Origin of the sequence: Rhodococcus wratislaviensis, assembly GCF_041228765.1 — a bacterium.
Taxonomy (GTDB): Bacteria; Actinomycetota; Actinomycetes; order Mycobacteriales; family Mycobacteriaceae; genus Rhodococcus_F; species Rhodococcus_F wratislaviensis.
In genome coordinates, this window is the sequence record NZ_CP150488.1 from 7544206 (window position 1) to 7565178 (window position 20973).

General features: G+C 67.7%; 19 protein-coding genes. 10 read left to right on the top strand and 9 right to left on the bottom strand.

Going from position 1 to position 20973, the window contains the following annotated elements:
* Positions 1-165 precede the first annotated feature (165 nt).
* Both WKC72_RS34695 and WKC72_RS34700 read left to right on the top strand, forming a co-directional pair.
* A complete protein-coding gene (locus WKC72_RS34695; RefSeq protein WP_370181052.1) occupies positions 166-1869 on the top strand; it encodes a 2-isopropylmalate synthase in 1704 nt (567 codons plus the stop codon).
* Positions 1870-1983: 114 nt separating this feature from the next.
* Positions 1984-3183 carry a DDE-type integrase/transposase/recombinase gene (locus WKC72_RS34700; protein WP_370180656.1) on the top strand — a complete coding sequence of 400 codons (1200 nt, stop codon included), beginning with the start codon at positions 1984-1986 and terminating at the stop codon, positions 3181-3183.
* Positions 3184-3261: 78 nt separating this feature from the next.
* Here WKC72_RS34700 and WKC72_RS34705 read toward each other — a convergent pair whose 3' ends face one another.
* The gene (locus WKC72_RS34705) at positions 3262-4092 is read right to left on the bottom strand and encodes an alpha/beta fold hydrolase (RefSeq protein ID WP_370181053.1); all 831 of its coding nucleotides are present in this window, start codon (positions 4090-4092) and stop codon (positions 3262-3264) included.
* A gap of 87 nt (positions 4093-4179) precedes the next feature.
* Between WKC72_RS34705 and WKC72_RS34710 the strand changes: the two genes are divergently transcribed.
* Together WKC72_RS34710 and WKC72_RS34715 are read left to right on the top strand one after the other, a co-directional pair.
* On the top strand, positions 4180-4758 hold the full coding sequence (locus tag WKC72_RS34710) for a TetR/AcrR family transcriptional regulator (RefSeq protein ID WP_370181054.1): 579 nt from the start codon (positions 4180-4182) through the stop codon (positions 4756-4758).
* A gap of 148 nt (positions 4759-4906) precedes the next feature.
* Positions 4907-5461, top strand: a complete 555-nt coding sequence (locus WKC72_RS34715; protein WP_009476977.1) for a YceI family protein — start codon at positions 4907-4909, stop codon at positions 5459-5461.
* Between the two features lie 24 nt (positions 5462-5485).
* Here the strand turns inward: WKC72_RS34715 and WKC72_RS34720 are convergent, their stop codons facing one another.
* Both WKC72_RS34720 and WKC72_RS34725 read right to left on the bottom strand, forming a co-directional pair.
* Positions 5486-6469 (bottom strand): YbhN family protein, encoded by a 984-nt coding sequence (locus WKC72_RS34720; RefSeq protein WP_370181055.1) that lies wholly within the window; start codon positions 6467-6469, stop codon positions 5486-5488.
* A gap of 34 nt (positions 6470-6503) precedes the next feature.
* Entirely contained in the window at positions 6504-7139 is a 636-nt protein-coding gene (locus WKC72_RS34725; RefSeq protein ID WP_112301039.1) for a TetR/AcrR family transcriptional regulator, read from the bottom strand.
* Positions 7140-7245: 106 nt separating this feature from the next.
* On the opposite strand from WKC72_RS34725, the gene WKC72_RS34730 reads away from it, so the two are divergent.
* Positions 7246-7626: a DUF3054 domain-containing protein gene (locus WKC72_RS34730; protein ID WP_037232910.1), complete on the top strand. Its 381-nt coding sequence runs from the start codon at positions 7246-7248 to the stop codon at positions 7624-7626.
* Positions 7627-7682: 56 nt separating this feature from the next.
* Positions 7683-9155 carry a peptide MFS transporter gene (locus WKC72_RS34735; RefSeq protein ID WP_370181056.1) on the top strand — a complete coding sequence of 491 codons (1473 nt, stop codon included), beginning with the start codon at positions 7683-7685 and terminating at the stop codon, positions 9153-9155.
* Between the two features lie 3 nt (positions 9156-9158).
* Here WKC72_RS34735 and WKC72_RS34740 read toward each other — a convergent pair whose 3' ends face one another.
* From WKC72_RS34740 to WKC72_RS34750, 3 genes are all read right to left on the bottom strand, one after another.
* Complete coding sequence (locus WKC72_RS34740) at positions 9159-9896, bottom strand: sulfite exporter TauE/SafE family protein (protein WP_037232906.1); 738 nt, start codon at positions 9894-9896, stop codon at positions 9159-9161.
* A 53-nt stretch (positions 9897-9949) separates the two neighbouring features.
* A complete protein-coding gene (locus WKC72_RS34745) occupies positions 9950-11629 on the bottom strand; it encodes an NTF2-like N-terminal transpeptidase domain-containing protein (RefSeq protein ID WP_081792393.1) in 1680 nt (559 codons plus the stop codon).
* Positions 11630-11725: 96 nt separating this feature from the next.
* Entirely contained in the window at positions 11726-13534 is a 1809-nt protein-coding gene (locus tag WKC72_RS34750) for a penicillin-binding transpeptidase domain-containing protein (protein ID WP_370181057.1), read from the bottom strand.
* Between the two features lie 95 nt (positions 13535-13629).
* Here WKC72_RS34750 and WKC72_RS34755 point away from each other — a divergent pair, with 95 nt between their 5' ends.
* Together WKC72_RS34755 and WKC72_RS34760 are read left to right on the top strand one after the other, a co-directional pair.
* A complete protein-coding gene (locus tag WKC72_RS34755) occupies positions 13630-14196 on the top strand; it encodes a hypothetical protein (protein WP_037232898.1) in 567 nt (188 codons plus the stop codon).
* Between the two features lie 141 nt (positions 14197-14337).
* Positions 14338-15936, top strand: a complete 1599-nt coding sequence (locus WKC72_RS34760; RefSeq protein ID WP_370181058.1) for an ABC-F family ATP-binding cassette domain-containing protein — start codon at positions 14338-14340, stop codon at positions 15934-15936.
* Between the two features lie 32 nt (positions 15937-15968).
* Here WKC72_RS34760 and WKC72_RS34765 read toward each other — a convergent pair whose 3' ends face one another.
* Both WKC72_RS34765 and WKC72_RS34770 read right to left on the bottom strand, forming a co-directional pair.
* Positions 15969-16925, bottom strand: coding sequence for an isopenicillin N synthase family dioxygenase (locus WKC72_RS34765; RefSeq protein ID WP_370181059.1), 957 nt, complete (start codon positions 16923-16925; stop codon positions 15969-15971).
* On the bottom strand, positions 16922-17401 hold the full coding sequence (locus WKC72_RS34770; protein ID WP_052024015.1) for a nucleoside deaminase: 480 nt from the start codon (positions 17399-17401) through the stop codon (positions 16922-16924). The genes WKC72_RS34765 and WKC72_RS34770 overlap by 4 nt, the downstream gene beginning before the upstream one ends.
* Before the next feature lie 104 nt (positions 17402-17505).
* Here WKC72_RS34770 and WKC72_RS34775 point away from each other — a divergent pair, with 104 nt between their 5' ends.
* Positions 17506-19035, top strand: coding sequence for a PucR family transcriptional regulator (locus WKC72_RS34775; protein ID WP_370181060.1), 1530 nt, complete (start codon positions 17506-17508; stop codon positions 19033-19035).
* Here WKC72_RS34775 and WKC72_RS34780 read toward each other — a convergent pair.
* Positions 19000-20424 carry a cytosine permease gene (locus WKC72_RS34780; RefSeq protein ID WP_370181061.1) on the bottom strand — a complete coding sequence of 475 codons (1425 nt, stop codon included), beginning with the start codon at positions 20422-20424 and terminating at the stop codon, positions 19000-19002. The genes WKC72_RS34775 and WKC72_RS34780 overlap by 36 nt on opposite strands.
* Before the next feature lie 138 nt (positions 20425-20562).
* Between WKC72_RS34780 and WKC72_RS34785 the strand changes: the two genes are divergently transcribed.
* Positions 20563-20973, top strand: a complete 411-nt coding sequence (locus tag WKC72_RS34785) for a MerR family transcriptional regulator (protein ID WP_370181062.1) — start codon at positions 20563-20565, stop codon at positions 20971-20973.

Below are 20973 nucleotides of genomic sequence, written 5' to 3' on the forward strand. Positions count from 1 at the left end.
ACAGCTCCTCAGGTTGTCTGATGAGTGATTTTCTCCTAGTCTAGCGCCGTGGCGTTCCGTGGACTTCTCCTCCACTGCCGCGGCGGGGCCTGAAGGCCGGCACCCTGCCGCGGGGTTTCGCCGCGTCGGTCGACTCGTGTACCCCCTTCCGAGGAGAAGACCGTCATGACCAGCACCGTCCCCACGTGGAACAACCAGCAACCGTCGCCGATGCCCTCCGATCGCTACCGCGCGATCTGGGACCGCGTTCCCGTCCCCGACCTCGACCGCACCTGGCCGGCGCGACGCACCACCACCGCCCCGCTGTGGGTGCCCGTCGATCTGCGCGACGGCAACCAGGCCCTCGCCGAGCCGATGGATCCGGAGCGCAAACGCAGGTTCTTCGAACTGCTGATCTCGATCGGCTACAAGGAGATCGAGGTCGGATACCCGTCCGCGAGCCAGACCGATTTCGACTTCGTCCGCGACCTCGTGCGTCTGGACCTGGTGCCCGAGGACGTGACGATCGTCGTCTTCACCGCTGCCCGCGACGATCTGATCGCCCGGACGTACGAGTCGGTCGAGGGACTGCCGAACGTCGTGGTGCACATGTACACCGCGACGGCGCCGACGTGGCGCTCCGTCGTTCTCGGCAAGGATCGGAAAGAACTGCACCGGTTGATCTTCGATGCCGCGCAGGAGGTGGCACGCGGCGCCGGTGACCATCCGGGACGGCGTTTCGAGTTCTCGCCCGAGGTGTTCAACCTGACCGAGCCGGACTTCGTGCTCGACGTGTGCAACAGCCTCACCCGGTTGTGGGACGCGAGCCCCGACCGTCCGGTGATCCACAATCTGCCTGCCACGGTGGAGGTTTCGACACCCAACGTGTATGCCGACCAGATCGAGCACATGCACCGGCATCTGGAGCGGAGGGAGTCGGTCATCCTGTCGGTGCACCCGCACAACGACCGCGGCACCGGGGTCGCCTGCGCCGAACTGGCGGTGCTGGCGGGTGCGCAGCGGGTCGAGGGCTGCCTCTTCGGCAACGGTGAGCGAACCGGCAACGTCGATCTGGTGACGCTGGCCCTGAATCTGCACGCGCAGGGCGTCGACCCGATGATCGACCTCTCCGACATCGACGCGGTGCGACGAACCATCGAGTACTGCAACAGGATTCCCGTCCACGAGCGGCACCCCTACGGCGGCGACCTCGTGTACACGGCGTTCTCCGGCACCCACCAGGATGCGATCAAGAAGGGATTCGCGGAACATCGGGCGTCCGCGGCGGCAGCCGGGCTGGATGCGGCGAGCGCGCCGTGGGCGGTGCCGTACCTGCCGATCGACCCGGCGGACGTGGGACGCGACTACCAGGCCGTCATCCGCATCAACAGCCAATCCGGCAAGGGCGGCATCGCGCATCTCCTGCAGAGCGAATACGGCATCACGCTGCCGCGGCGGCTCCAGATCGACTTCGCCGCGAAGGTGCAGGAGGCGGCGGACTCGTCGGGGCTCGAGATCACCGCCGAGGAATTGTGGACGCTGTTCTGCGCCGAGTACGGCTACCGGGGCGGGCTCGGCCGATGGTCCGTCGAGCACGGCACGGACGGCGACCGGCTGTTCGTCGTGTTCGACGTCGACGGAGTGGAAGTGTCGGGCGAGGCGGTGGCCACCGGCCCCGTCGAGGCGATGACCCGCGTCCTCATGTCGAAGGGTTTGGACGTGGACGTCCTCTCCCTGACGCAGCACTCGCAGCGGTCGGGTAGCGACAGCGCGGCGATCACGTTGGCCGAGTGCCGCGTCGGCGATCGGACGGTGTGGGGCATGGGCTCGCATCAGTCGGTGACGGCCTCCGCGATCCGGGCGGTGTACCGAGCCGTGAGTACTTGTTAACCGCGGGACGTTTGTTGAGTCTGGGGACATGTGAGACAGATGATGTCTACCCAGATGTGAGACACGCTGCCGTCGACGAGGTGTGAGGCACCTGACTGGTCGTGAACTTGGTTCATGACCGGAACGGATGCCGTCATGGACCTGCTACACGCCCTGCTGGTGCTCGCCCACGCCACCGGCGCCGACATGTTCGACGGGAACTTCGCCCGCTGGTGCGCCGACCACGGGATCTCCCGCGCCACCGCCTACCGACACAAGAAACGGATCGAGGAGGAGGGCCGGTGGACCACCCGGTCCCGCCGGCCCACCTCCTGCCCACACGCCACCCCACTACCGGTCGAGATCGAAATCGTGCGGCTCCGCCTGAACCTGCCCCACCACGAGCGCGGTGCCGACACCATCGCCTACCACCTGCAGGCCGTCGCCGACAAACACCACTGGGCCGCCGAGGGCTGGACCATCCCGTCCCGGGCCACGATCAACACGATCCTCTCCCGCTACGACCTGGTGATCCCGGAACCGAAGAAACGCCCGAAATCGTCGTACCGCCGGTTCTGCTACCGCAACCCCCGCGACTGCTACCAGATCGACGCCACCCAGGTCCGGTTGGCCACCGGCGAGAAGGTCGTCGTCTTCGAGGTCCTCGACGACTGCACCCGCACCCTGGTCGCCACCCGGGTCGCGGACGCCGAAACCGCCGCCGGGGCGATCGCGGCGATCACCGCCGCGTTCACCGGCTTCGGGATCCCGGCGTTGGTGCTCGCCGACAACGGCAGCGCGTTCACCTCCCGCCGCACCAAGGGCGGCATCTCCGGCTTCACCCGGGTCGTGGAGCAGGCCGGGGCCCGGCTGATCCACTCCACCCCGTATCACCCGCAGACCTGCGGGAAGGTCGAACGCCACCACCGCACCTTCAAGCAATGGTTGGCCGCACGGCCCACCACCGCGGCCACCACCACCGAACTGCAGCAACTGTGCGAGACCTACCAGCGGTTCTACAACACCGAACGCCCGCACAGCGCCGTCAAGATGCCACCGCTGCAGGCCTGGCGGAATGCGGCGATCCACGGTGGGCCACAGCACCTTCCGATCCAACACGACGCCACCGTGCACGCCCTCGTCGTCTCCTCCACCGGCACCGTGTGCGTCGACTCCCGCGCCCGCCTGAGCGTCGGCCGAAAGATGGCCGGACAGACCGTCACCCTGCTGCGCGACGACGACCACGTCACCGCCTACACCACCGACGGCGACGTGATCGGCCACCTACACCTCGACCACACCAAGCGCTACCAAGGCAAACTCCGCCCCGCCTAAAATCTGTCTCACATCTACGTAGACACCCGTGTCTCACATCTACGTAGACAGCACAAACCGCCGGACGTTAACAAGTACTCACGGGCGGCGAAGCCGCAAAGCCTCCGCGACCACGTCCGGACGGTCCTCGGGCATCAACGTGTAACTGTCCTCGACCTCCTGCAGTTCGGCGTGCGGGTACAGCTCGGCCAGGCGCCGGCCGTGGTCGCGGGGCATCACCTTGTCCTCGACGGCCCACAGCACGAGGACCGGCCGGTCGAAACTCCGGTTCGCTTCCGCCCACTCCCGCAGCGTCGACTTCGGCGGCAGCGACGTCGTGTACTTGCGCAGGTCTCGTCGCACCCGGCGGTCGGTGGTCGCGGGCCGGAACCATCCGTCCATCACCGACTTCGGTACGGGCCGCTTGCTCATCCAGCCCCACCCCGCGGGTGCCCGGCGCATGGCCCGGAATCGCAGCGCCTGCATGGTCAACGCGAGACCGCCGGGGATCGCCACCGCGAGACCTATTGCGCGACCAGGAATTCCGGGCGGATAGTTGTCGAACGCCTCACACGGGGTGAGGACGAGAGCCCCGACGCGGCTGGTGTCTCCGAGCGCGATCAGCACCTGTGCGCCGCCCCAATCGTTCTGCACGAGGGTGACGTCCGTGAGATCGAGTCGTTCGAGGAACTCGCCGATAAGCAGTCCGAGACCGCGTAGCGAGAGGTCGGCGTCCTCACGCATCGGAATGCGGTGCGCGCCGAGCGGGAGGTTCGGGACGATGCAGCGGAAGTCCGGGGCAAGTTGCTCCACGACGTGTCGCCATACGGTGCCACCGATCGTCAGCCCGGAGATGAACACGAGAACGGGGCCGTCACCCCCGGTGTCCCGGTACTCGACGGTGCCTGCGGAGAGCTCGATCTGCTTCATGGCACTCACTCCATTTGATAGATCGTTCTACTGAGAATCACGTTACGATGAGGTACGCACCGAGCGCAACGGTCGGAGGGCAGGAAAGTGAACGACACGAAGGCCCGCATTCTCGGCACCAGCAGCGACCTCTTCCGCCGCAACGGCTACACCGGGACCGGACTCAAGCAGGTCGCCACGGAGGCGCGCGCCCCGTTCGGGTCGATCTACCACTTCTTCCCAGGCGGCAAGCAGCAGCTCGGCGAGGAGGTCATCCGATCGTCGGGCGAGGAGTACGCCCGGCTGGTCTTTTCCATTCTCGACGCGCATCCCGACATCCTCGAGGGGATCGAGGTCGGGTTCCGGCTGGCCGGCGAGACCCTGGTGGCCACCGATTACGCGGACGCCTGCCCCATCGCCACGGTCGCACTCGAGGTCGCGAGCACCAACGAGGTGCTTCGCGTGGCCACGGCGGACGTGTTCACGAGCTGGATCGACTCGGGGAGCGCCCTCCTGCGCCAACGCGGATTCGACGAGGCCGATGCGAGGCGCCTGATCCTGGGTTTCGTCACCAGCCTGGAGGGCGCGTTCGTCCTCGCCCGCGCGCTGCGCAGTACCGAACCGCTCGACGCGGCCGGCGCCACGGTCCTCGCCGCGGCGCGAGCCTGCCTCCCCCCACGTGAGTGAGAAAGCGCCCCCGGGCACACTTCGCCACTCACGTGCGGTATGTGACGGGCATCACATTCGGGTTGCGGAAGAAATTCACCCGACCCATAGTTGAAGCCAGGAGAACTTAAAGATTCAACTACTTGAGTCGACGATCCGAGGAGTTTTCATGACCACCGCCACCGCCACCCTGCCCAACCTCACCGCCGGAACCTGGGCCATCGACACCGTCCACTCCACCGTCGGCTTCTCCGTCCGCCACCTCATGGTCAGCAAGGTCCGCGGCACGTTCAACGACTTCACCGGCGCGATCACCGTCGCCGAGGACGGCACCGCCGCCGTCACCGCCGAAATCCAGGTCGCGTCCATCGACACCAAGAACACCGACCGCGACGCCCACATCAAGTCCGCCGACTTCTTCGACGCCGAGCAGTACCCGACCGCCACCTTCACCTCCACCGCCGTCCGCGCCAAGGGCGACGACTACGTGGTCGAGGGCGAATTCACCCTCCACGGCGTCACCCGCCCCGTCGAGCTCGCCCTCGAGTTCAACGGCGTCAACCCCGGCATGGGCAACGGCCCGGTCGCCGGCTTCGAAGCCACCACCGTCCTCAACCGCAAGGACTTCGGCATCACCATCGACATGCCCCTCGAAGGCGGCGGAGCCGTCGTCGGCGACAAGATCACCATCACCCTCGAGATCGAGGCCGGCCTGCAGGCCTGACCCTGGCTCGCACCACGCGCCCCGTCATCCACCCGGACGACGGGGCGCGGTCGTGCCGCGGGCATACCGGGCGGCGAACAGCACTGCCCACCCGATCGCGCCGATCAGCGCGAAACTGATCAGCCGGTACAGCATCACGGCGGCAGTCGCCTCGTCCGTGCCCAGCCCGCCGGCGACGAACGCCACGATCAGGGCGCCGTCGACGACGCCGATCCCGCCGGGAATCAAAGGGATGCTCGACGCGGCCATGCCCGCGACGTAGGCCGTCATCGCGAGGCCGATCCCGACGTCGGTGACGCCCACCGCGCGGCACGCGGCGACCAGACACAGCAGGTCGCCGATCCAGTTCAGTCCCGCGAACACGCCGCCGAGCACCCAGTCACGCGGGCGGGGCCGGACGAGGGCCAGTTGCTCGACGAGGGCACGGACGCGTTCGACGCCCGACGCCGCGGGTCTCCGCAGAAACGCGTTGGCCCAGCCGAGCACCCGCTCCCCCGCGGACACGAGCAGTTCGGGACGGCGCACCAGCTCCCGGATCGCGAAGGCGAGGCCGAGGACTCCCACGATCTCGCCGCCGACGGTGATGGGATCGGCATGCGCCCGGACGCCGACGGTTGCGCCGAGAATTCCGAGGGCCCCGAGCGCGAGGGAGCTGATGATCCCCGACGCGAGCATCGTCCAGGCGACCAGCGCGGTGCTCGCACCCCACGTGCGCAACCTCCGAAACGTGAATCCGGCGGACACCAGATGGCCGGCGGGGAGCGTGACGGACAGCGCGTTGGACGCGAAAGTCAGGGCGATCGAACGATGGAGTGCCACCCGCAGACCGCCTGCCGCGAGCAATTGCCGCTGCAGTCGCGCGAACGTCGTCATCGACGCGATCTCGGCGATCACCGCCAGCACGAGCCACCGCCACCGCGGGTGCAGCAACGTGCCCGACGCTCGCGCGATGTACGGACCCAACACCAGAACCTCGACGACCAGCGCTCCGGCCGCGGCGATCGCCAATGCCGTCCTGGGTACCGTCCGCCCGCGCCACACCTCAGTGACGTTCGTCGGACGCGACGCCGGTCCGCGACCGGGGAAGGTCGAGGACCCCGGCCTCGATCTCCGCGAAAGCCGAATCCAGCAACCCCAGGAACCGCTGCGCGTCGTCGCCGGGCCGCCACTGCAGATACGCGGTGCGCAGTACGGCGAACGCCGTGTTGACGAGCAGCGCACTGCAGAGCGGGTCGACCCGATCTGGTCGGACCCGGGCGTCGACCCACTCCTGGACGAACTGCTGAAATCGCTCTCCGGCGGCCTTCGTCGACTGCGCGAGGTGGGGGGCGGCGTCCAGAATCCGGCGTTGCACCGTGAGGGTGGCGGCGTTGTGGGCGATGTTCGCGCGGATGATCTCGCGGACCGACGCCCACATCGGTTCGCCGTCGGGACGCTCGTCTGCCAGCTTCTGCCACCGCTCACGGTCACCCGGTCCGGGGTCGAAGAGCAGCGCTTCCTTGGAGTCGAAATAGTTGAACAGCGTGCTCTTGGACACCCGTGCCGCTGCCGCGATCTCTTCGACGCTGACGTCGTCGTATCCGCGCGTGTCCACCAGGTCGAGGGCGCACGCATGCAGCGTCCGCCAGGTCTCGTGCTTCTTCGAGACGCGAAGACCTGATCCGCTGTCCGTCGCCATGAATCGAACCTTAACTCCAACTTGGACCGAGTACAATTTTCTTCCCGGTCCACTGTTGGCGCGAGTCCACCTATTGTCGCGAAGGCGGCCCCTCTAGGCTGACCGTGTGAAGAAGTACTTCCCCGCGCTCGCCCTGGACGTCGTTCTCGTGATCGTGTTCTGCGCGATCGGCCGCCGCAGCCACGACGAAGCCAACGCCCTGACGGGTCTGGCCACCACGGCGTGGCCGTTTCTGACCGGCCTCGCGGTCGGCTGGCTCGCCACCGTCGCGCTCTACCGCGACAAGTTCGACGGATTCCTCCTCGTCCCGACGGGCATCGTGGTGTGGCTCTCGACGCTCGTGGTGGGCATGCTGTTGCGCGTGGTCAGCGGCCAGGGAACGGCGTTCAGTTTCGTCATCGTGGCCGGCACCGTGCTCGCCGTATTCCTCCTCGGTTGGCGTGCCGTCGCCAAGATCGTGACGAAGTCGCGCGCCGCCACCCGATAGCGGCGAATCCGCCCCGACGGCACACGAACTTCCGCTCGAGGTGAGACAGTTTTCCCATGAGTGACACCATCGATCCGGCCCGGGACGAGAAGCGGTCCGACCGCGGCTTCTTCGGCCAGCCGTTCGCCCTCGCGAACCTGTTCGGCGTCGAGATGTGGGAGCGATTCTCCTTCTACGGGATGCAGGGCATCCTGATCTACTACCTCTACTTTTCGGCCGCCGACGGCGGACTCGGAATCGCAGAATCGTCCGCGACCAGCATCGTCGGCGCCTACGGCGGCACGGTGTACCTGTCCACCATCCTCGGCGCCTGGATCGCCGACCGGCTCCTCGGCTCCGAACGAACCCTGTTCTACAGCGCCATCCTCGTCATGCTCGGCCACATCGCCCTGGCCGTGTTCCCGGGCCTGTGGGGTGTGGGCATCGGCCTGGTCTGCGTCGCGTTCGGTAGCGGTGGGCTCAAGGCCAATGCCACCTCGCTCGTCGGCGATCTCTACGACGCGGACGACGAGCGCCGCGACGCCGGATTCTCCATCTTCTACATGGGTATCAACCTCGGTGCCCTCGTCGGCCCACTGCTGACGGGCTGGGCGCAAGACGCCATCGGCTTCCACGCCGGCTTCGCGCTCGCCGCAATCGGCATGGCGCTCGGACTGATCCAGTACACGCTCGGCCGCAAGCGCCTCCGGGGCATCGGGGCGGAACCGCCCAATCCCCTCCCCCGCGCACAGCGACCCAAGTGGATCGCGATCGGCGCCGCCGCGGTCGTGGTGATTGCCGCCCTGTCCCTGACCGGGGTGATCACCGCAGCCAACATGTCGGACATCGTGGTCGGCCTCACCATCGTCGCGGCGATCGGCTACTTCGCGATCATGTTGTCGAGCCGCCGCATCACGGCCGTCGAGCGCAGCCGCGTCTACGCGTTCATCCCGATGTTCATCGCCAGCGCCGTGTTCTGGTCGCTGTTCCAGCAGCAGTTCACCACCGTCGCGGTGTACTCCGACAAACGACTCGACCGCAACCTGTTCGGCTGGGACTTCCCGCCGTCGTGGGTGCAGTCCATCAACCCGGTCTTCATCATCATCTTCGCGGGCGTCTTCGCGGCCGCCTGGACGAAGCTCGGACCTCGTCAGCCGTCCTCGCCGATCAAGTTCGCGGCGGGCACCGTCATCATGGGTATCGCGTTCCTGGCGTTCATCCCGATGTCGGGTGGCGGTGCGAACAGCGCACCGCTGCTGGGTCTGGCCGGCATCCTGCTGCTGTTCACGTTCGCCGAACTGCTGCTGTCCCCGGTCGGGCTGTCGCTGTCGACCAAGCTGGCGCCCGAGGCCTTCCACACCCAGATGGTGGCGTTGTTCTTCCTGTCCGTCGCCCTGGGCACCGCCATGGCGGGCACGCTGGCCGGCTACTACGACGAGAACAACGAAGTCCCGTACTTCACCGCGGTCGGGCTGGGTTCGATCGCCGTCGGTGTGCTCCTCGCCGTCGGCTCACCGTGGATCCGGCGTCTGATGAAGGGCGTGCACTGAGCGTCAGCGCACCCACAACCACACGGCCAACCCGAATCCCGCGATCGCGATGACGACGCGGAGGACGGACGGTGGTATCCGCCTGACGACGGGCGGGCCGCACCACCCACCGGCCAGGGCGCCGATCGCCATCGCTGCGGCGGCGCCCCAGTGGACGGGACCGAAGACCGCGAACCCGATCGCCGCAACCAGGTTCGCGACGCCCAGGAGAAAGCTCTTCAGGATGGTCGCGCGCCAGATCTTCTCCGAGGTGAGGATCAAAGCGATCGCCAGAAAGATCACGCCGGCACCCGCGCCGAAGTAACCGCCGTAGATGGCGACGACGAACAACGACACCGAGTACGCGCGTGGCATGTCCCGCCCGCCCGCCAGCGCGCGGAGTCGGGGTTGCAGCAGCAATGCCAGCGCCGCGAACGCCACCATGAACGGAACGATCGCCTCGAACGATCCCGCCGGAGCCACCAACAGGATTCCCGCGCCCACCAGGCCGCCCGCAGCCGAGTACAGCGCCCAGCGCCACAGCTTGGGACCGGTGTCGGCGACCTCCCGCGTCGAGTTGGACAGGGCGCCGACGCCGACCGCCACCATCGCGACCGTGTTGGTGACGTTCGCGGTGACCGGCGGCAGACCGACCGCGAGGAGTGCGGGATACGACACGATGGACGCCAGGCCGGTGACGAAGCCGACCAGTCCCGCGAAGAACCCCGCTACGACGAGAAGACCGATATCAAGCAGGGACACAAGGTAGAAACTTACCCTTGCTCACTTACTCCCTCAGCGCGGACGGCCCGCCCTCAGTTCGCCGGCTTCGCCATCTCACGGAAGAGCATGTCGGTCATCTTCACCGCGCGGTCGCCACCGTCGGCGTCGGCGACGAAGACCGCGAAGGCCAGGTCGCCGCGTGAGCCGTAGAACCAGCGGTCGTCGCCGCTCGCACCGTTCATGCCCATGAGGTCCGGGTAGCCGTTGAGGAACGACGCCCCGCCCCGCACCACGTTGTCGCGCATCATGCCACGGAGCTGGTCGTTGACGTTCGCCGGAAGCGGCTGAGCGGCCACGTCCGTGGTGCCCGGCTGTCCCTGGACGATCATCGGCGCCGGCGCGCTGCCCCGCGCGATCGACGCGGCCAGCATGGCCATCCCGAATGGAGTCACGGCGGGCAGGTCGCTGTCCTTACGGTTCATCACCTGGTTCATGCCCGACTGGTCGGCGGTGAAGACGGCGGTCTGATGGTCGAGGCCCGGGATCTTGTAGTTCATGCCGAGCCCGAGCTGATTGCCCGCCTTCTCGATGTCCTCGATCGACAGCGAGGACGGGTCGACGCCCTTCTGCAGTCCGGCGGCCTTCTTCACCAGGTCGAGGTTCGATCCGGCGGGGTAGAGCCCCTGGAACGCGATCGGCCCCTGCTCCATCGCCTGATTGTTCTGCGCGGCGGCCAGCACGGCGCCGGACGACGGCTGGATCGCGACGATCGTCGCGGGCGTGCCGACACTGACCACGGCTTCCTCTGCTGCCAGCTGCAGGCGGGAGTCCATGGTCGCGACGATGTCCGGTCCGGGCGGGCCCTGGAAACCTGCCTGCGGAATGAGCGTGCCGTCGGGGTCCACGAGGTGGACGGCCCAGCCGGCCGTGGCGTCCCGGTTCGCCTGCCACACCTTGCGCAGCGGATCCAGCAGCGGTGTCGTGATGCGCCGATCCGCTGTGATGAGCTTCGGCGTCTTGATGGTGACGACGCCGGGGATCGCGAGATCCTCCTCGAGGAACTCCCAGTCCTGGTCGCGCAGCAGCACGGCGGTGACCTGCTGGCCGGGCTTCTCGGCCATCTCCGCCATCATCGTGTCGGACGTCACGAGGGGCGCCACCGGCTCGAGGACCTCCGCGAGACGCCGGGTGGTCGCGACAGGATCGGGCATCGTGGCGGGATCCAGGGTGACCGAGTTGATGGTCTGCTCGTTCATGAGCAACGCACCGAACGCGTCGAAGACCCGCGGCGGAGCGGCGTCCGTCCGGTCGTAGCGGACGATACGCCCGTTGCCCAGGTCGGGCGCGAGGATCGACGGATCCCAGGAGATGCGCCAGCCGACGGACAGGTTCCGCACACCACCCTGAACCTGGTAGGTCCAATCCTTGCCCTCACCGAAATGCCAAGCGGCACCGACGGTGAAGAAGCCGGAATCCGAGCCGAGATCCATGAACTGGGTCAGGTCGAACTTGGCGTCCTCGGGTTTGAGTCCGTCGAACATCTGCTGAATCGCCGTCTCCGCGGCGTTGGGATAAGAGGTCTGCGCTGCCGCGGCAGCGGCGTCGCCCTCGTTCAGTGCGTTGACGAAGTCGTCGACGACCGACTGAGCGGTCGCCTCCTCTTTCGACAGCACACACGACGCCAGAATCACCGCCAGAACGACAGCCGACGTCAGGGCGATCACGTATCTGTTGCGGCGGCCAAGCGATCGTCCATTCCCCATGTCCACCATCTTGCTTTCAGTCACATGCGTAACAAGCACCATTTGCCTACGAAGGAGTTACGGTTGAGCCACAACTTATCCCCGAACAGCAACGCGCGAACGGGTTTATCGAAGAAAACGCCCCGCAGCCTGCACAGCAGGGGCCGAACTGTCACCTGTTGCTATAAATACGGCAAATGCTAGGTCGTCCTTGATTCCGACGAACCAGCCGTGCGCGGGGCCATTTCCCGACTCGGCCGTGCCCGTTTTGCCGAGCAGTCCCGGAATGTCCTGCAGCGCAGTAGCGGTACCGCCCGTCACAGTTTCACGCATCATCGTCCGGAGGTCGGAGGTGACGTTCGCAGGCACGGGGGGTGCCGTCTTGTCGGCTGTTCCCAGTTGGCCTTGCACGATCATAGGCGACGGCGTCGAACCGTTCGCGATGGAGGCGGCCACCATGGCCATCCCGAACGGCGTCGCGGTCACCTGCCCCTGCCCGATCCCGGACTCGACACGGGCCGCCGGACTGTCGGCGACGGGCACGTTGCCGGTCACGGTCGTGAGCCCGGGCGTCACGTAGTCGACGCCGAGCCCGAACTGCAGCGCGGCCTGCTGCAGGGCGTCGGGCGGCAAGCCGACCGCCAACCGTCCCATGGTGGTGTTGCACGACCGCGCGAAGGCGGTGTGCAGCGGGACCGCGCCCAGGTCGAATTCGTCGTCGTTGGGGATCTGCCTGCCCTCGATGTTCTCGGTGCCGGGGCAGGGCAGAACGGTGTCCGGTGTGGCGGCACCGGCCTGCAGGGCCGCGGACGTCGTCACGGTCTTGAACGTGGATCCCGGCGGGTAGAGGCCGGTCAGCGCGATCGGCCCGAGTGCGTCGGCCGGCGCGTTCTGCGCCACCGCCAGCACCTCCCCGGTGGAGGGTCGCAGGGCGACGATCGCGGCCTGCTGCGGCACATCGGCGAGCGCCCGCTCGGCAGCCATCTGCATCGGGAGGTCGAGGGTCGTCGCGATGTCGGGGGCGTCGGGTCCCTGCTCACCGGCGATGCTCTTCGCCGCGCCGTCCTGACCGACCAGCTGCACCGCCCAGCCGGCGGAGGCGTCCTGCCCCTCCTGCCACAGGTCGCCGAGGCCCGCCAGGGTGGGTGAGGCCAGCGCCTTGTCGGTGCTGAGCAGCCTGGTCTGCGGGGCCAGTGTCACTCCGGCGAGTTGCCGCAACTGCGGTTCGATCGGCGCCAGGTCCTCGGCGCGCAGCGAGATGGCCGTGACCGGCTTGCCCTGGGCGCCGGCCAGATCCTGCTGGAGCGAGGCTGCGGTGATCGTCGGGGCGATGGGCGACAGCAGCGAGGCCACCGCCGCGGTGTCCGCACCTGGTTCGAGGTTGACGAGCGTCACGACCTGTTGCTCGAGGATCGGCGCCCCACCCGCGGCGAGGACTTTCGGTGGCGCCCCGGTCGTGGTGGTGTACCGGACGGTGGTGTCGTCGGTGAGACCGGGTGCGAGCACGGCCGGGTCCCAGACGATCTTCCAGTCGTCGCCATCCTTGGTGGCGTTGCCGGTGGTGCTGTACTTCCACTCCTGCCCCGGGGCGAACGGCCACGACACGTCCATCGTGAACGTTCCGCCGTCGTCGCCCGACTCCTGCACGTCGGTGCGGGTGAACGTTCCGTCCTTGTTTCCGAGCCCGTCGTACATCGCCGTGATCGCGGCGGTGGCCGCGGCCGGATCGGTGGTGAGTTCGGCGGCGGCCTGCACGTCGTCACTGTTCAGGGCGTCGGCGAACTGCTGCGAGACGGTGTCGGGCTGATCCGGCCCGAAGAGTCCGCAGGCGGAGAGCACGGACGCGAGGACGGCGATTCCGGCCGCTGCCTTCCGGGTGGGGGTGGGACGGATGGGGCTGTGACGAACGGTTGAGGTGCGCACGGACTCGATCATGCCTGACGTGGTGGCGCGCTTCGAATAATCGGTGTAATCATGTAATCAGTGCTGCATCACAGTGATCGCGGCACCAGGGTCCCCAGGAGGACGCCATGAGGAACACACAAGGTCCGGGCCCCCGCCGCTTCGGCCGGCCCGGTGGATGGCAGCAGGCGGATGTCCCCGATGCGACCGATGCGGCCGAATGGTTCGCCGGCCGTCTTCCCGACGATTGGTTCACCGGCCCCGCGACCGTCGAGGTCGACCGCGAGGAGATCGTGGTGGTCGGCGAACTGCCGCCCGTCGAATCCGCCGACTCCGGTTCCGAGGCCGCCATCGACGGACGCATCTCCCGGTTCCGCGAAACCACCCGGGGCGATCGGATGCGCATCGCCGACGAGGCCGAGAGGCGATACGGGCGCAAGGTCGCGTGGGGCGTGAGCCTCGACGGCCACAAGACGCTGTTCACTCACCTCGCCGTTCCGGTGATGACCCGGCTCCGCCAACCCGAACGCAAGGTTCTCGACACGCTCGTCGACGCCGGTGTGGCACGGTCGCGGTCGGACGCCCTGATGTGGACGGTGCGCCTGGCCGGCCAGCACAGCGAACAGTGGCTCGCCGAACTCCGCGAAGCCATGGCGAAGGTGGACGAACTCCGGGCCGACGGCCCCCAGATTTAAATCGATTGCGCGGGCATCGGCGGCGTCCTATCGTGAACGTCACCGATGCGCACCGGGCGCGTCAGACAGAGGGGAACGGTCCATTGCTCCTGACGAGGTAGTCACGCGAGTCTTCATCCGCACACACCTCGGGAGTACCCCATGGCCCAGTCATATCTGTCCCTGTCCGACCTCACGTTCACCTGGCCCGACGGCGAGCCGGTCTTCGACGGCCTCGACGCCGTCTTCGGACCCGGACGCACCGGCGTGGTCGGTCTCAACGGTTCCGGTAAATCCACGCTGCTCCGGCTGATCGCCGGGCGCCTGCACCCCGACCGCGGGTCGGTGACGGCTCAGGGTGAGGTGGCGTATCTGCCGCAGGACATCACACTCGATCCCACGCTGACGGTCGACCGGATCCTCGGCATCGCCGACCTCCGGGCGGCGTTGCACCGCATCGAGTCCGGCGACGGCACACCCGAGGATTTCGATGCGGCGACCGGCCGCTGGGACATCGAGGAACGAGCCGTCTCGACCCTGCACCGGCTCGGTCTCGAACGCGTGCTCGGCAGCACGTCCGACCTCGATCGCACCGTCGGCACCCTGTCCGGCGGCGAGACGGTGCTGCTCGGCCTCACCGCGCAACTGTTGAAGGAACCGGAGGTGCTGCTCCTCGACGAGCCCACCAACAACCTCGACAGCGCGTCCCGCAGCAAGCTCTACGAGGTGGTGCAGCAGTTTCCGGGCACCCTGCTGGTGGTCAGCCACGACCGCGACCTGCTCGATCTCATGAATTCCGTCGCGGAGTTGCGTGGTGGCGAGGTCCGCATGTTCGGCGGCAACTTCAGTGCCTACCAGGAGATCGTCGAGGCGGAGCAGGAGGCCGCGCGGGCGGCGGTGCGTGATGCCCGCAGCGATGTGCAGAAGCAGAAGCGGGAACTCGTCGAGGCCCGCATCAAGATCGACCGTCGTAAGCGGTACGGGCAGAAGATGTTCGAGAACAAGCGCGAGCCGAAGATCGTGATGGGGCTGCGGAAGCGTCAGGCGCAGGAATCCGCGGGGAAGCTGCGGAACAACCACATCGCGAAGGTCGACGAAGCGCGGGTGTCGTTGACGGAGGCGGAGAGTGCACTGCGGGACGACCGCGAGGTGCGGATCGATCTCCCGGCCACCGAGGTGCACTCGGGTCAGGAGGTGGTCTCCGTCCGGGACGTGAGCCTGCTCGGCGGACAGCACGTGTCGCTGGACGTCGTCGGTCCCGAGCGGATCGCCCTCGTCGGACGCAACGGCGTCGGGAAGACGACCCTGCTCGACGCCGTCGTGGCCGCGGGACCGCGGGTTCCGTTCAAGGCCCTGCCGCAGCGCCTCGACGTGTTCGACGAATCGCTCACGGTGGCGGAGAACGTGGCCGTGGCGGCGCCCCACGCGTCGCAGGAACAGATCCGCGCCCAGCTGGCCCGGTTCCTGTTCCGCGGCAACGATTCCGACGTGCTCGCATCCGCATTGTCGGGTGGGGAACGGTTGCGGGCGGCGCTCGCGACCATCCTGCTGGCCGAACCCGCCCCGCGGCTGTTGTTGCTGGACGAGCCGACCAACAACCTCGACCTGCCGAGCCTCGCGCACCTCACGCAAGCGCTCCGCAGCTACCGCGGCGCGTTGATCGTGGTCAGCCACGACCGGCAGTTCCTCTCCGACATCGGTGTCACCCGGTGGCTGGAACTGACCGACGAGGCGCTTCGCGCCCGTGCGCCTTTCGGGTAGCCCCGGCTACCAAAAAGGCGCACGGGCGGGGCCTATAGCGTGATCGCGTCGAGACGGGTCTTGATGAAGTCCGCCGACGTGACGGGCCCGAGCCCGGCGACGGTTCCGATCGGCGGCTCGAGCGGTGTCACCTGCGCGTCGTGGTTGAGTTCGTAGAAGTAGATGAGCGACACCAGGTCTTCTTCGGGGGCATCGGCCTGCGGCGGCAGCACACGGTGCCGGCCCGACGGCCAGCGCTTGCCGCTCCAGTACTCGAGGAGGTCACCGATGTTGACGGTGAGAGCGTCGGGGTCGTACGGCGCGTCCTCCCAGCCGCCTTCGTCGGTGTACACCTGGAGTCCGCCCGCGCCGGGTTCCCGGTCGAGGACGGTGACGGTGCCGAAGTCGGTGTGCGGCCCGATCCGGAACTGGCCCGGCTCGGGCTCCCCCACCGACGACATCGGCGGGTAGTGGTTGATGTTGCATGTCCACGTCGGGCGGTCCGCGAGTCCGTCGAAGGGGTTGGCGGGCAGTGTGAGTGCCGCCGAGAACAGGGCGAGGAGGTCGTCGGAGAGCCGGCGCATCGCCTCGATGTAGGTGGTGAGTAGGTCGCGCAGTTCCACCACTTCGGTGGGCCACACGTTGGGCTTGAACCACACGTCGTCGACGACGGGATCCCCGGTGCACGTCTCGGCCCCGATGGCGAACGTCTCCTTGAGGTCCGGGGGCGTCTCGGTGCCCTCGGCATAGCCGTTGGCCTCCATCCCGGGCCCGATCCAGCCGCGTTCGCCCACGATCGCCGAGTACCGCGCCTTCACCTCTTCGGGGAGTGCGAAGAACCGGCGCGCGGCGGCCCGTACGTCCGCGGCCAGGTCGCGCGTCACCCCGTGGCCCCGGACGAGGAGGAAACCGGCGCGCTGCAGTCCCTCGTCGACGTCCCGGGCGACGGCCGCGGCGGAGGGTCCGCCCGCCCGCCAGAGTGCGATGTCGACGGTGGCGATCGGGGTCATTCGGCTACTCCAATGTCTTCGTTCCAGAGTTCGGGCTGGTTCTCGATGAATTCGGTCATGAGGTCGATGCAGTGTTGATCGCGCAGCACGGTCACGTCCACGCCGTTCTCGCGGAGCCATTCGTGGCCGCCGGTGAACGTGACGCTCTCCCCCACGACGATCGCGCCGATGTTGAACTGCCGGACCAGACCACTGCAGTACCAGCACGGGGACAGGGTCGTCACCATGATCGTCGAGCGGTAGTCGCGCTGGCGCCCGGCGGCCCGGAACGCGTCCGTCTCACCGTGGACGGACGGATCGGCGTGCTGGACCCGTCGGTTGCGGCCGCTGCCCAGCAGGGTTCCGTCACCGGCGAAGAGTGCAGCCCCGATCGGTATCCCGCCCTCGCGTTTGCCGAGTTCGGCTTCGGCGATCGCGACGGTCAGCAGTTCCTCGGGGTCGAGGGCCATCCGCGCAGAGTTCACAGAGATCGACATGCCTCTACCTTCCGTCTCGGACGCTGCGACCACAACGGACACACTGTGGTAACGAACGGGACTTAACCTGTACAGACTGTCCGCCTCCGGAGGAGGGTTCGACGATGTCGTTGACCGTGCGCGAGTTGCTCCGTAACCAGTTCCTCGGTGCGAACCCGCAGGTCCTGGCCGGGAAGTCGCAGCTCGGCCGCACGGTGCGCTGGGTGCACTCCAGTGAGATCTACGAGATCAGCCCGCTGCTGTCCGGGGACGAGTTGCTGCTGACCACCGGGCTGGGTCTGTCCGGTGTGGATCCCGGCACGCGCAGGCACTATCTCCGCGAGGTCGGGGAACGCAACGTCGCGGGCGTGGCGATCGAGTTGGGCCGGACGTTCGACGCCGTTCCGGGCGACATGATCGAGGAGGCGGCCGCCCTGGACCTGCCGCTGATCGCGCTCCGGACGGTGGTCCCGTTCATCGAACTCTGCCAGAACGCCAACACCGAGATCATCTCCCGGGAGGTGTCGGCCCTCCGGACCCAGAACGAACTGTCCCGCATCCTCGACGCCGAACTGATGGCAGGCAACGGGGTGGCCCGGTTGCTCGAGCGCATCAGCGAGGCGAGCGGTTGCCCGCTGATCGTCACCAGCGGCAGCGGGGCGCTGGTCGCGGCGCACGGCGTCGACGACGACCGTGCGGCCTGGGCGGCAGCCGACGCCGGAACCGTCACGGCCACCATCCATTCGCGGGACGGCGCGTGGGGGACGTTGACGGCCGGGCCGGGTTCCACCATGGACTCGTCCGTGTTGCGTGCGCTGCTCGAACGATCCACGGCGTCGCTGGGGTTGGCACTCACCTACTCGGGCAGCCTCGCCGGACGTCCCCAGCGTGCCGCGGCCGCGCTGGTGTCGGATCTGCTGGATCGCAGCGACGTCCGGCAGATCGACCTCACGGTGCGGTCCGCCGCTGCCGGGTTCCATCCCGCGCCGGGCAACCGGGTGGTCGCGATCGCCATCGATTCGCCGGGTTCGCGCATCGCCACCCGGTTGCTGGATTCGGCCGCGAAACTGCTCGGACAGCCGTGCCTGCGTGCGGAGGTCCACGCGAGCACGTTCGGTCTGATCGCGTTACCCGCATCTGCGGTCGACGCGGTGGGTACGGTCACCGGTTGTTTTCAGGAATCGTTGGCGTCCAACATCACCGACGGGGTGACGGTGGTGGTCGGCGATCCGTGCGACTTCGCTCCCGGAGACGTCGGTGCCGCGCTGCACACCGCCCGCTCGGGACTGCGCCTCGCCATGGCTGCCCGGCGGTCGTGGCTGGCAGGACAGGTGGTGACGACGACGCGCGAACTCGCGCCGGAACTCACGCTCGACCGGCTACCTCCCGACGTCAGGGAGCGGATGGTCGCGACAACCATTGCGCCGCTGGTGGAGTGGGATCGCACCCATTCGAGCGACCTGGTCCGTACGCTGGAGGTGCATCTTCGGCACGGGTGCAGCGCCACCAGTTCGGCGTCGGCGCTGCATCTCGGCCGGCAATCGCTGTATCAGCGTCTCGAGCGTATCCGGGCGTTGCTCGGATACGACCCGGGTTCGCCGTCGATGTACGGTTCGCTGCTACTTGCCCTGTGCGCCAACAGGTTGGCCACGTGAGATCCTGGCACCGTTGATCGCGAAGTAGAGCGCTCCGGCAAGCACGAAGCCGACGAAGAACGTGATGTCGCCGAGTTCGGGTACCGCGCGCACGACGTAGCCGACGAACTTCTCCTGATTGGAGAACAACAGGACGGATCCGACGAGGGCGATCACGAACGCTGTCAGACCACCCCGGTTGCGGTACTCGCGGTTGTACAGGAGGTTGTCGATCCGCTGTCCGCGGCGCAGGTACTGGTCGGCGAACATGATGCCCAGCCACGGTCCGATCCAGTAGGCGACGATGAGCAGGAAGGCCTCGTAGCTCGCGGCGGCGTCGGCGAGCGCCCACCACGCCACGAGGAATCCGACGACTCCGAACATCATGGTGACCACTGCCCGCTGCGTCTTCAGCGGCAACTTCAGCCCGATGGTCACGAAGGCCATCGACCCGGAATATACGTTGAGGGCGTTGGCCGCGACTGCCCCGAGTGCGATGGCGAGCAGCGTCAGGTTCGCCAGCGCCGAGGGAAGATTCGCGGTGAAGGCGTCGGTCGGGTTGTCGGATGCCGGTGCGCCGATCGTCACGGAGGCGGCGCCGACGACCGACAGTGCGACGCAGGAGACGAACAGTCCGGCCGAGGCGAACAGCCCGGTGCGGACCGTCGAGACGGTAGCGGGCAGGTAGCGCGTGTAGTCGGCGGCGTAGGGCGTCCACCCGGCGGCGTAGCCGAACGCCGTTCCGACGGTGAGGAGGAACCCGCCCATTCCGCCGACACCGCCCTCGACCGCGGGTGCCCCCGGGTTCGACTTCGCGAGCACGACCACGGCGGTGATCGCAAAGATCACGGCCAGCACGGGGAACGCATAACGCTCGAACGCCTGGACCAGGTTGTGCCCGAAGAACGCGAACACGGTCTGGATGACGACGATCACGAGCAGTGAGGGCAGGGGCGCCAGACCGGTCAGCGTGTTGAGTGCGAACGCTCCACTGACGCTGTTGGCGGCGAACCAGCCGACGCCGCACGTGATCGACATGAACGCCGACGGAAGGGCGTTGCCCCGGTAACCGAAGCCGAGGCGTCCGAGCACCATCTGCGGAACGCCGTGCAGTGGACCTCGCGCGGACAGAACGTAGTGCGCGGCAGCCCCGAGGCCCGTCCCGAGGACGAGCCCGAGCGTCGCCTGCCAGAACGTCATCCCGAACACCGACACGGACAGGACCCCGATGAAGATCGTGGCGAACTCCAGGTTCGGCGACATCCACGTCCAGAACAGCTGACGTGGAGTCCCGTGCCGGACCTCGTGCGGGATGAATTCGTTTCCGCCCGGTTCGACGGCCAGGACACGGTCGCCGTACTCGAGTTCGGCAGCGGTCGCGTCGCTCGTGGCGCCCTCGGTGATTGCCATAGAAGCACTGTGTTCGCCCAAGCCGGCAGCGACAACCGACAATGTGTCCGGCAAACCGGCTCCCGGTGCGGACAGATCGACGAGACGGAGTCGCCCGGGTCTTGCGCTGGAGTGCACTCCAGGTCGTACGGTTCAGTCATGGCCACCCAGTTGGAGCAGTCGACCGGAGCGTTCGCGAGCATCTCGGAGGTCGCGGCGATCACGGGCCTCACACAGGACACCCTGCGCTGGTACGAGCGCGAGGGCATGATTCCCACAATCGCGCGGGGTTCGGACCGTCGCCGCCGTTACAGCGAGCGGGACGTGCGGCTGATCGAACTGCTGGTGAAGCTGCGGACCACGGGCATGCCGACCAGTGACATGCAGCGATTCGCGGTGCTGCTGGCCGGCGGCGCCGAGACCTACGGGCGGCGGTTGTCGTTGCTCCTCGAGCACCGCGAACGCATCCGCGCCCAGCAGGCGAGGCTCGACGACGCCCTGGCGGCCCTCGACACGAAGGTCGATCACTACCGGGCCCTCATCGCAGGGACCGACGACAACCGCACCTGA

Bases quoted from the DNA above. Each gene is read 5' to 3' on its own strand.
- WKC72_RS34695 (WP_370181052.1), top strand. From the start codon at position 166: ATGACCAGCACCGTCCCCACGTGGAACAACCAGCAACCGTCGCCGATG.
- WKC72_RS34700 (WP_370180656.1), top strand. From the start codon at position 1,984: ATGACCGGAACGGATGCCGTCATGGACCTGCTACACGCCCTGCTGGTG.
- WKC72_RS34705 (WP_370181053.1), bottom strand. From the start codon at position 4,092: ATGAAGCAGATCGAGCTCTCCGCAGGCACCGTCGAGTACCGGGACACC.
- WKC72_RS34715 (WP_009476977.1), top strand. From the start codon at position 4,907: ATGACCACCGCCACCGCCACCCTGCCCAACCTCACCGCCGGAACCTGG.
- WKC72_RS34725 (WP_112301039.1), bottom strand. From the start codon at position 7,139: ATGGCGACGGACAGCGGATCAGGTCTTCGCGTCTCGAAGAAGCACGAG.
- WKC72_RS34735 (WP_370181056.1), top strand. From the start codon at position 7,683: ATGAGTGACACCATCGATCCGGCCCGGGACGAGAAGCGGTCCGACCGC.
- WKC72_RS34745 (WP_081792393.1), bottom strand. From the start codon at position 11,629: ATGGTGGACATGGGGAATGGACGATCGCTTGGCCGCCGCAACAGATAC.
- WKC72_RS34750 (WP_370181057.1), bottom strand. From the start codon at position 13,534: ATGATCGAGTCCGTGCGCACCTCAACCGTTCGTCACAGCCCCATCCGT.
- WKC72_RS34755 (WP_037232898.1), top strand. From the start codon at position 13,630: ATGAGGAACACACAAGGTCCGGGCCCCCGCCGCTTCGGCCGGCCCGGT.
- WKC72_RS34760 (WP_370181058.1), top strand. From the start codon at position 14,338: ATGGCCCAGTCATATCTGTCCCTGTCCGACCTCACGTTCACCTGGCCC.
- WKC72_RS34765 (WP_370181059.1), bottom strand. From the start codon at position 16,925: ATGACCCCGATCGCCACCGTCGACATCGCACTCTGGCGGGCGGGCGGA.
- WKC72_RS34770 (WP_052024015.1), bottom strand. From the start codon at position 17,401: ATGTCGATCTCTGTGAACTCTGCGCGGATGGCCCTCGACCCCGAGGAA.
- WKC72_RS34775 (WP_370181060.1), top strand. From the start codon at position 17,506: ATGTCGTTGACCGTGCGCGAGTTGCTCCGTAACCAGTTCCTCGGTGCG.
- WKC72_RS34780 (WP_370181061.1), bottom strand. From the start codon at position 20,424: ATGGCAATCACCGAGGGCGCCACGAGCGACGCGACCGCTGCCGAACTC.
- WKC72_RS34785 (WP_370181062.1), top strand. From the start codon at position 20,563: ATGGCCACCCAGTTGGAGCAGTCGACCGGAGCGTTCGCGAGCATCTCG.